This is a genomic window from Arsukibacterium sp. (genome assembly GCF_033722355.1).
In the GTDB taxonomy this organism is placed as follows: Bacteria; Pseudomonadota; Gammaproteobacteria; order Enterobacterales; family Alteromonadaceae; genus Alishewanella.
This window is the reverse complement of record NZ_JAWVZF010000157.1, coordinates 1-6,308: the sequence shown is the minus strand read 5'-3', so window position 1 is coordinate 6,308 and position 6,308 is coordinate 1. Positions and strand designations below refer to the sequence as shown.

Below are 6,308 nucleotides of genomic sequence, written 5' to 3'. Positions count from 1 at the left end.
TGGTGTTTATCGGCGGCAGTTTAATTGGCCGCGGTGGGCATAATCCGCTGGAAGCAATTTGTTTTGGTAAGGCCGTGCAGACGGGGCCGCACTATTTTAATTTTGCTGATGCTTATCATCAGCTGGCGCAGCGCCAGGCAGTCAGCATTGTTGCAAACGCCAGTCAGCTGCAACACAGCACTGCGCATTTGCTGACAAACGCATTGTTACGACAGCAACAGGGGGAGCGGGCACGCCAGTTTTTCCAGTCGCAGCAGGGCGCAGTGCAGCGCTGTAGTGCCGCCATTACAGCGCTCTGTGGTGATAACCTGCAGCATATCCGACGTTACGCTGATAAGAACAAATTGTACTGGTATCGCAGCGATGTTTTCGATGATATCGGTCTGGCCCAGTTTGATCCGCAATGGTGGCAGCAGCAGCGTGGGGTAACCGGCAGCTCATCCGGGCGCAATACCGCCTGGTTTGTCAGCCATGGCCAATATTCGTTAGTGCTGCGCCACTATTATCGTGGCGGTTTGGTCGGTAAAGTCATTAAAGACCGTTTTTGTTACCAGAGCGCACTTTTCAGCCGTGCTATGCAGGAATTCAGTTTATTGCAGTGGATGCGGCAGCAGGGGCTGGCGGTTCCCCGGCCCATTGCCGCCCGCTACCAACAGCGCTGGCTGAGTTACCGGGCCGATATCCTTATCGAACGGGTAAGCACTGGCAGGGATCTGGCCAGCATTCTACATAATGAACGGGCTCTGACAGCGCCCGAATGGCAGGCTCTTGGCGAAGCTATCGCCCGCCTGCACAATGCCGGCGTCGATCATACTGATTTGAACTGCCGTAATATTTTGCTCGATAACAGCGGGACTTTCTGGCTGATAGACTTTGATAAATGCCGGCGAAGGTTGCCGGGCGACTGGCAGCAAAAAAATCTGCAGCGCTTGCTGCGTTCCCTGCATAAAGAACAGTCCCGGCTTCGCTCTTTTCACTGGCAGCCAGACAGCTGGCAAAATGTGCTTACCGGTTATCAGCAGCAAAAAGCGGTTAAACCCGCATAAATAGCGCTTTGTCGCAGTTTTTGCGCGCTGTTTTACCATTATTTAACGCTTATATAATGGATTAAGCTGTTGGTGTCTTAGTTGAACTTTGGTATAACTATGACAGCGGAGGGGCATCTATGCGGCTAAATATAATAACTACAGCATTGCTCGCAGTCAGTTTGGTGGCAGCAGCAGATAATTCCGAAATTATGGCAGAAGCGAAAACTGCTTTTACTGAGGGTAGATATACCCGGGCAGTCGAGCTTTGGCAGAATCTGGCAATGGACGGGGTAACGGCAGCTCAGTTTGAACTGGCTAAAGCCTATTCGCTGGGTCAGGGGGTTCAGCAAGACCCGTTGCAGGCTGCTTACTGGCTGGAGCAGGCTGCGTCCAGCAGTAGCGACTTTGCCGAGCTCGCCGCAGCGCGGCGCGACATTGAGCAGGGCGCTGCCAGGCTTAAGGCAGAACAAAGCAGCAGCGCAGCGACAGCGATGCCCGCTGCCACACCATCCGGCCCGGCACCATTAAACAACAACAGCGAGCTGCAGCTGGGCACCAGCAATCCGGCGGCCGCTCTGGCAGCAGCCCAAAGCAGCGCTCAGAGTCAGAGTGATGCTAATGCCGCAGCGGAGCGCAGTGCTGACAAAGCGGCGGTAAACACGCCTGTTGCCAACAGCAGTGTCAGTACTGTCGATATCGGTGCAGCCAGCTTTGATGAGGGTATGCGAGCCTTCAACCGGCAGAATTACGCTGAAGCGCTGGCCCAGTGGTTACCGCTGGCGCAAAATGGTCATCTTGATGCTCAGTTTAATGTGGCAGCGCTCTATGCCAATGGCCATGGGGTAGCTGTTGATTTTACCGAAGCTGCAAATTGGTTTGCGGCAGCTGCTGAGCAGGGTATGGCGGGTGCGCAATATCATCTGGCAACCATGTTTGCTAACGGCCGCGGAGTGAGTAAAGACGATGCTCAGGCAGTTTACTGGTATAGCCAGGCTGCTGCCCAGCAACATATGCTGGCGCAATATAATCTGGGATATATGTACGCCAATGGCCGCGGCGTAGCCCGGGATGAACGGGCTGCACTTAACTGGTTCGAAAAAGCCGCCGCTCAGGGTGATGTCGATGCCCAGTTTATTGTGGCTAATCGTTATAGTGATGGTCGTGGCACCCAGGTCGATGTGGCGCAGGCTGCAAGCTGGCTGCAGCTGGCGTCGGCACAGAACCACAGTCGGGCAGCCTATCAGCTGGGCTTACTATACCGTGATGGCAAGGGTGTCAGTAAAAATGATGACACGGCTTTTAAGTTATTTTTAAAAGCGGCTGAGCAGGGTTTAGCGGCGGCGCAGCGTGAGGTGGGAGCCGGTTATCTGCAGGGGCGGGGCGTCCGGGCCAATACCAGCCGAGCTAAAGAGTGGCTGGAGCGTGCTGCTGCACAACAGGATGGTGATGCCAGTTATTATCTGGGCATGCTGTTGCAGCAAAGTGACCGGCAGGAAGATTTAAGCCGCGCCGTTGAGTTATTTGAATTGGCGGCCAGCCAGGGGTCAGTCAATGCGCAGTATCAGTTAGGCTTAAGTTATGCTGACGGTATTGGTGTTGCAGTAGATGAAGCTCAGGCATTTAACTGGTTTGAAGCGGCAGCAAAACAGGGGCTGGCCATTGCTCAGTACAGCACAGCACTGCGATTGGCTAATGGTACCGGCACCGCCCAGGATGATGCTGCTGCTGTCAGCTGGTACCAGCAGGCTGCAGCGCAGGGTGAAGTTTACGCAATGTACAACCTTGGTTTTATGTATGCCAATGGCCGTGGGGTACCCCAGGACGAACAACAAGCGGTTTACTGGTATCAGAAAGTAGCGGAAACCGGTGATGCTGATGCCCAGTTTAATATGGGGCTGAGGTTTGAAACCGGCCGGGGTGTTAAGCAGAATGACCAACAGGCAGCGTACTGGTATCAGCTGGCTGCTGCTCAGCAGCATAGCCGGGCGCTGGCGCATCTGGGCTGGCTTTACGAGAAAGGCTATGGCGTGCCACAGGATGAAGCCCAGGCGCTGTCGCTGTATCAGCGTTCTATTGATGCTAAAGTGCCCCGGGCGTTAACGGCGCTGGGTATGTTTTATAAAAATGGCCGGCTGGTCAGGGCGGATGATAAAAAAGCTGTTGAGTTGTTCAGTCAGGCGGCAGAGCAGGGTTATGCCACGGCCCAGTATAATCTGGGCTGGATGTACGAAAACGGCCGTGGGGTCGGGCGGGATCTGATCAAAGCCCGTGATTACTATCAGCTGGCTGCTGCCCAGGATGAGCCGCTGGCCAAAGCGCAGCTTCACCGGCTGCTTAACCCTTAACACAAGCAGCTTATTTTTGCTGTACTGCAATATAAAAAGGGCGCCACTGGCGCCCTTAGTATTTAAGTTAACGACAACTTAAGGTTTGTATTCTACAACCAGTTTTACACCACTAAAGCTGCTGTAAGCCCGCAGACTAATATGGTAAGTCGCGGCCTGCGGATTAGTGAAACTGCAGTTTTCATTACTGCCTGTTTTGTAAGGACGGCAATCATAGCTGGTCGTTGTTGGCTGGCTACCACGACGGACATATAAGTCTGCGTCTCCGGTACCACCGGAAGTGGTTGCAGTTAAAGAGCTCATTCCCGCCGGCACCGTAATAGTGTAATGCAGCCAGTTACCTTTAGTTGCGCTCAGGTTTTCTAAAGTACCGCCGCCACCAGTGCTACCACTGGCTGGTGCTGTGTAGTCTGCGACCAGAGAGACGCCGGAGTACGCACTATAGGCATTCATCATTACATGGTAGATGCCGGCTTGCGGAGTAGCAAAACTACAACTTTCTGAATTACCGCTGTTGTAGGGGCGGCAGTCATAACTTGAAGTTGTTGGCTGACCACCAAATTTCACATATAAATCAGCATCACCGCTGCCACCTGACATATTAAAACTAAGGTTGGTGGCACCTGCCGGTACGGTTATGGTGAAGTAGGTTTTAGAACCTGCTGCACCCGATAAATTGGTTTTAGCTACTGCTTTCACCAGTTCACCGTCTGTGGGTGGAGTAGTACCGCCACCTGAGCCGCTGCCATCACAACCCTGCTGATTAATGTAATCATAGGCAGCTTTAGCGCGAACCAGGCCATAGCCGTAGGAATTATCACGCCCGGTAGTGCCTAAATCTTCGGCTGTTACCGCCAGCACATTACGGATCTGGGCATTGGTACATTGCGGGAAGTGGCTCCATACCAGAGCCGCCACACCGGCAACGTGCGGAGAGGCCATTGACGTACCACTCATCAGACCATAATTACTGGCACCTGAACTGACGTAAGCTGTCTGGCCAAGCCGGCTCATCAGGGCCTGCCCTACTGCCTGCGTTACCGCAAGTGCTGGGATAGTGGTGCCGGGATTATCACCCAGTGTGCCACCAAAATCACCGGTGGTATTGTTGTAAATAATAGCGGCTAAGCCTCCGCCATTTTGGCAGGACTGCACTTTCTGGACAAAACTAACGCTGCCCCGTTCAATGACACATATTTTGCTGGCCACGTTGGTACAGGTTGTTTCACCCAGCCCGCAACTTGCCAGTGCTGCGTTAGCGCTGCCATCGGCAGAGTTTGTCATCGGACTGCTGTCATAACTGGTGCTGCCAACGCTCAGCAGAGCTTCCAGGCCGGTACCTTCAGGGTAAGTTGAGCGGATATCAACGCCCGGAGCGGCAAGTTCCACCTGAGTATTACGCTGTGAGAAGTCAGCCAGCTGCTTGTTCTTATCAATGGCTGCAACCGAGACCACGGCATTATAGGATGCCGGATAAGACATCACCGTATTACCATCATTACCAGCGGCGGCTATTAATAACACACCCTGATCAAACGCAGCCTGCATCGCATTGCTCTCTGTGGTGTTAGAACCGCCACCACCCAGACTCATATTAATAACTGTTGAACCATTGGCCACACAGGTATTAACAGCATTCGCCAGAGTAGAGCTATAGCCCCAGCCTGCTTCATTAAATACTTTAATGATATGCAATTTAACATTACCGTTGGGTAATACACCGACCATACCGGTACTGTTGTTTAATGCTGCTATCGTACCGGCAACATGGGTACCGTGCGGGCCGCCATTGTCATACCAGTTACCGGTGCCGGCATCATTAGAGCCGGTAATATTGCCTGTTAAGAAGTCTTCATGCGGCAGGTCCAGACCGGAGTCAATAACACACACCTTCTGGTTGGAGGCAAACTGATCACTCAACTGATTGGCCTGCACCATGGTAAAGCCATAAGGCACCTGTTGTGCCAGCGGATAACGTTTTAAATCTTCTTCAACAAACTCAACAGTTGGGTCAGCTTGCAATGCAAGCAGATCGGCATCAGTTAAGTCGGCAGCAATGGCAGCCTGCGGAGCCAGCACATGGTGCACCCGCATGCCTTTACTCTGCAGCTTACTGGCGATTTGTTGCAGGGCATACGCAGCCTGAGGTGATGCATTACCCGGTGCAGCATATTGGCTGTAAGGTACATTGCCGAAGGCTTCCTGTTTATATTTAATGATATACCGCTTACCTGAGCCGTTGTTAAGTACCGCAAATTCTTTATTTTTAGTGGTATTACTGGCACTTGCCGGCGTCGCGCTGGCATAAGGCCGAGCATCTGCTGCATCGGCCAGCACCGCCGGAGACATCAGCACGGATGCAGGTATACATAATGCGGCAAGCTTACTGAGCTTAAATTTTGGTTTATACATGAATACACTCTTTATGATTATAGTATTTATTTTTCCTGGATTTTGATGACCACTTAACGCAAACCGGCGATAACATCGTAGTCACTATTAACCAAAGTGTAATTAAGTGTAAATCCGTGAAATGGTGACAACTGTTAATGGACTAAACTGCACTTGTACTTTGTTTCCGGAAAAGGGCTTTATTGCGCCGGGTGAAACAAGCAATAAATCATGCTGGGCAAGGCAGTCCGTTTAGCACAGCATGACAAGCAAACGACAGTGTTTATAACAAATAATTATTAGTTAGGCTTAAACTGTATAAGCGTTGAGATTATTAGTTTGGTAATTGCATCTGCTGAACCAGTCGCCGACAATAGCGTCTTTTAGCAGACGGGCAGCAAAGCATGCAGCAGTGGGATGTAATAATAGTGGGTGCCGGTGCCGCAGGCCTGATGTGTGCCATTGAAGCCGGCAAGCGGGGCCGTTCGGTGTTGCTGCTGGATAATGGGAAACGGCCGGGCCGGAAAATTCTGATGTCTGGCGG

At 52.1% G+C, this 6,308-nt stretch carries 4 protein-coding genes; 3 read left to right on the top strand and 1 reads right to left on the bottom strand.

What is annotated here, in order from left to right; all coding sequences use genetic code 11:
• Positions 1-1,046 (top strand): 3-deoxy-D-manno-octulosonic acid kinase (locus R3177_RS12265; protein ID WP_318971316.1); only part of this gene is annotated, 1,046 nt, incomplete at its 5' end.
• A 119-nt stretch (positions 1,047-1,165) separates the two neighbouring features.
• Complete coding sequence (locus R3177_RS12260; RefSeq protein ID WP_318971315.1) at positions 1,166-3,373, top strand: hypothetical protein; 2,208 nt, start codon at positions 1,166-1,168, stop codon at positions 3,371-3,373.
• Positions 3,374-3,451: 78 nt separating this feature from the next.
• Here the strand turns inward: R3177_RS12260 and R3177_RS12255 are convergent, their stop codons facing one another.
• Positions 3,452-5,785 carry a S8 family serine peptidase gene (locus R3177_RS12255; protein WP_318971314.1) on the bottom strand — a complete coding sequence of 778 codons (2,334 nt, stop codon included), beginning with the start codon at positions 5,783-5,785 and terminating at the stop codon, positions 3,452-3,454.
• A gap of 383 nt (positions 5,786-6,168) precedes the next feature.
• Between R3177_RS12255 and R3177_RS12250 the strand changes: the two genes are divergently transcribed.
• A partial coding sequence (locus R3177_RS12250; protein ID WP_318971317.1) for an FAD-dependent oxidoreductase occupies positions 6,169-6,308 on the top strand: 140 nt, incomplete at its 3' end.

What these genes read in the sequence shown, in the direction of transcription:
- R3177_RS12260 (WP_318971315.1), top strand. Translation starts at nt 1,166, where the DNA reads ATGCGGCTAAATATAATAACTACAGCATTGCTCGCAGTCAGTTTGGTG.
- R3177_RS12255 (WP_318971314.1), bottom strand. Translation starts at nt 5,785, where the DNA reads ATGTATAAACCAAAATTTAAGCTCAGTAAGCTTGCCGCATTATGTATA.